Origin of the sequence: Streptomyces tricolor, from assembly GCF_002155905.1 — a bacterium.
GTDB lineage: Bacteria > Actinomycetota > Actinomycetes > Streptomycetales > Streptomycetaceae > Streptomyces > Streptomyces tricolor.
In genome coordinates this window covers 1-2855 of sequence record NZ_MUMF01000411.1, presented here as the reverse complement: position 1 = coordinate 2855, position 2855 = coordinate 1, and the positions used below count along the sequence as shown (strand labels likewise).

The 2855-nt window shown below is 72.6% G+C and carries 3 protein-coding genes; 1 reads left to right on the top strand and 2 read right to left on the bottom strand.

Annotated features, from left to right (window positions below):
* Both CCN44_RS27500 and CCN44_RS27495 read right to left on the bottom strand, forming a co-directional pair.
* On the bottom strand, positions 1-582 hold a 582-nt coding region (locus tag CCN44_RS27500), incomplete at its 3' end, for a GntR family transcriptional regulator (RefSeq protein WP_086700448.1).
* 126 nt (positions 583-708) lie between these two features.
* On the bottom strand, positions 709-2064 hold the full coding sequence (locus tag CCN44_RS27495; protein ID WP_086700445.1) for an aspartate aminotransferase family protein: 1356 nt from the start codon (positions 2062-2064) through the stop codon (positions 709-711).
* Between the two features lie 195 nt (positions 2065-2259).
* On the opposite strand from CCN44_RS27495, the gene CCN44_RS27490 reads away from it, so the two are divergent.
* The coding region (locus tag CCN44_RS27490; protein ID WP_143649988.1) for a serine/threonine-protein kinase at positions 2260-2855 on the top strand (596 nt) is incomplete at its 3' end.

Sequence of the window (2855 nt, the reverse complement as noted above, 5' to 3'; positions counted from 1 at the left end):
CCCGGCCCAGAGCCGGCCCCGCAGGTCGGGCAGGCGCAGCAGGTGCTGCACGGCGCAGACCCAGGACTGCACGCGCAGCCGGTGCAGGAAGTCGCCGAGGTAGGGGTTGCCGAAGAGGGCGCTCAACTCGCGCCAGAAGCGCAGGTCGTAGCCGATGAGCACGGTGAGGTCGCCGGCGGCCGCGGCCCGCTGGGCCTCCTCGCCGCGGCGGCGCACGGTGGTCAGGGCGGCGGCCGTGCGCGGGTCCTCGGGCGGGGTGCGGAAGGCGGGGTGGCCGGTGGAGAGGGCCTGGAACATGCCGTCGGTGACCAGGCTGCGGGCCTCGATCATGTTCCGGTAGTCGGTGAGCGAGTACTCGGGGACGCGGAAGCCGCGGTGCTGGTCGGCCTCCAGGATGCCCTGCGCGGACAGGTCGACCAGCGCCTCGCGGACGGGGGTGGCGGAGACGCCGTACTGGTCGGCTATCTCCTTGACGGTGAACGCCCGGCCCGGGCGCAGCCGCCCCGCCAGCACCTCGTCACGCAGCGCGTCCGCGATCTGCTGGCGCAGGGTACTGCGCGTCACGGTGCCGTGGCCGGGCATGGTCCGTGCTCTCCTCACACGTCCGGGTGACGTACTCGTACGGACTCGCGATATCTGCGGGTCCCTCTTGCTTACGAGCACGTCACCTTACGCGTTCGGACCGGATCGGCGGCAGCCGCGGTACGGTCACACCGTGTGTTCGTCGGCGACGCTCAGCGCGGCGTCGAGCGCGGCCAGACCCGCCTTCAGCTCGGCCTCGGTCGCGTTGCACGGCGGCACGACATGGGTGCGGTTCATGTTCACGAAGGGCCACAGGCCGTTCTTCTTGGCGGCGGCCGCGAACGCGGCCATGGGGGCGTTCGCCTCGCCGGCCGCGTTGTACGGCACCAGCGGCTCGCGGGTCTCCCGGTCCTTCACCAGCTCCAGCGCCCAGAACATGCCGACGCCGCGCACCTCGCCGACGCTCGGGTGCCGCGCGGCCAGCTCGGCGAGGCCGGGGCCGAGGACGGTCTCGCCGAGCCGCTTGGCGTTCTCGACGACGCCCTCCTGCGCCATCACGTTGATCGTGGCGACGGCGGCGGCGCAGGCCAGCGGATGGCCGGAGTAGGTGAGGCCGCCCGGGTAGGGGCGCTTGCCGAAGGTGTCGGCGATCTTCTGCGAGAGGGCGACCCCGCCCAGCGGGACGTAGCCCGAGTTCACGCCCTTGGCGAAGGTCATGAGGTCGGGGGTGACGCCGAACAGGTCGGCCGCGAACCACTCGCCGGTCCGGCCGAAGCCGGCCATGACCTCGTCCAGGACGAAGACGATGCCGTACTTGTCGCACAGCTCGCGCACGCCGGCCAGGTAGCCGGGCGGCGGCACCATGATCCCGGCGGTGCCCGGAACGGTCTCCAGGATGATCGCGGCGATCGTCCCCGGGCCCTCGAAGGCGATCGTGGTCTCCAGGTGCTCCAGCGCCCGGGCGCACTCCTGCTCCTCGGTCTCGGCGTAGAAGCGGGAGCGGTAGAGGAAGGGCGCCCAGAAGTGGACGACGCCGTTCGTGGCGCTGTCGTTCGCCCAGCGGCGCGGGTCGCCGGTGATGTTGATGGCCTGCTGCGTGCCGCCGTGGTACGAGCGGTACGCCGCGAGCACCTTGGGGCGGCCCGTGTGCAGCCGGGCCATGCGCACCGCGTGCTCGACGGCGTCCGCGCCGCCGTTGGTGAAGAAGATCTTGTCCAGGTCGCCGGGGGTGCGCTCGGCGATCAGCCGGGCCGCCTCCGAGCGGGCCTCGACGGCGAACGCGGGCGCGAAGGTGGTCAGCTTCGCCGCCTGCTCCTGGATCGCCGCGACGACCTTCGGGTGCTGGTAGCCGATGTTGGTGAAGACGAGTCCGCTGGTGAAGTCGAGGTACCGGGTGCCGTCGTAGTCCCAGAAGTACGACCCCTCGGCGCCGGCGACGGCGAGCGGGTCGATGAGGTCCTGGGCGGACCAGGAGTGGAAGACGTGCGCACGGTCCGCGGCCTTCACCGCGGCGCCGGCTTCGGGGCTGGGCTGAGGGGTCATGCCGGTGAGGGTAAATGTCCGCGATGCGGAAGGCATATCGGCGTCCTGTTCCGTGGACGAGCGGAATCCGCGACAGGTTGTCCACACCGGGGCGGCCGACCTGTTACGGAACCGTGGACACCGGCCCGGCCCCGCTGTCGTATCACCGCACTATTCTCGGTCGTTGCAGACCTATGGGGGGAAGGCGGCGCGGGGATGGAGAAGCTGGGGCCGGGGGATCCGCAGCAGATAGGCGCGTACCGGCTGCTGGCGCGGCTCGGCGCGGGCGGCATGGGGCACGTGTACCTGGCCCGGTCGGACCGGGGGCGGACCGTCGCCGTGAAGCTCGTCCGGGAGGAGCTGGCCGCGCAGGAGGAGTTCCGGGCGCGGTTCCGGCAGGAGGTGCAGGCCGCGCGCCGGGTCGGCGGGTACTGGACCGCGCCCGTGCTGGACGCGGACACCGAGGCGGCCGTGCCGTGGGTGGCGACCGGGTACGTGGCCGGGCCGAGCCTGCAGCAGGTCGTCGGGCACGACCACGGTGCGCTGCCCGAGCGGTCGGTACGGATCCTGGCGGCGGGGCTCGCGCACGCGCTGAAGGACATCCACGCGGCCGGCATCGTGCACCGGGACCTCAAGCCGTCGAACGTGCTGGTGACCATCGACGGGCCGCGCGTGATCGACTTCGGGATAGCGCGGGCGCGGGAGACGGCGACCGCGGGCGGGGAGGGGCTCACCCGGACCGGCGCGCTCATCGGCTCGCCCGGGTTCATGGCGCCCGAGCAGGTGCGCGGCGACCGGATCACCCCGGCGTG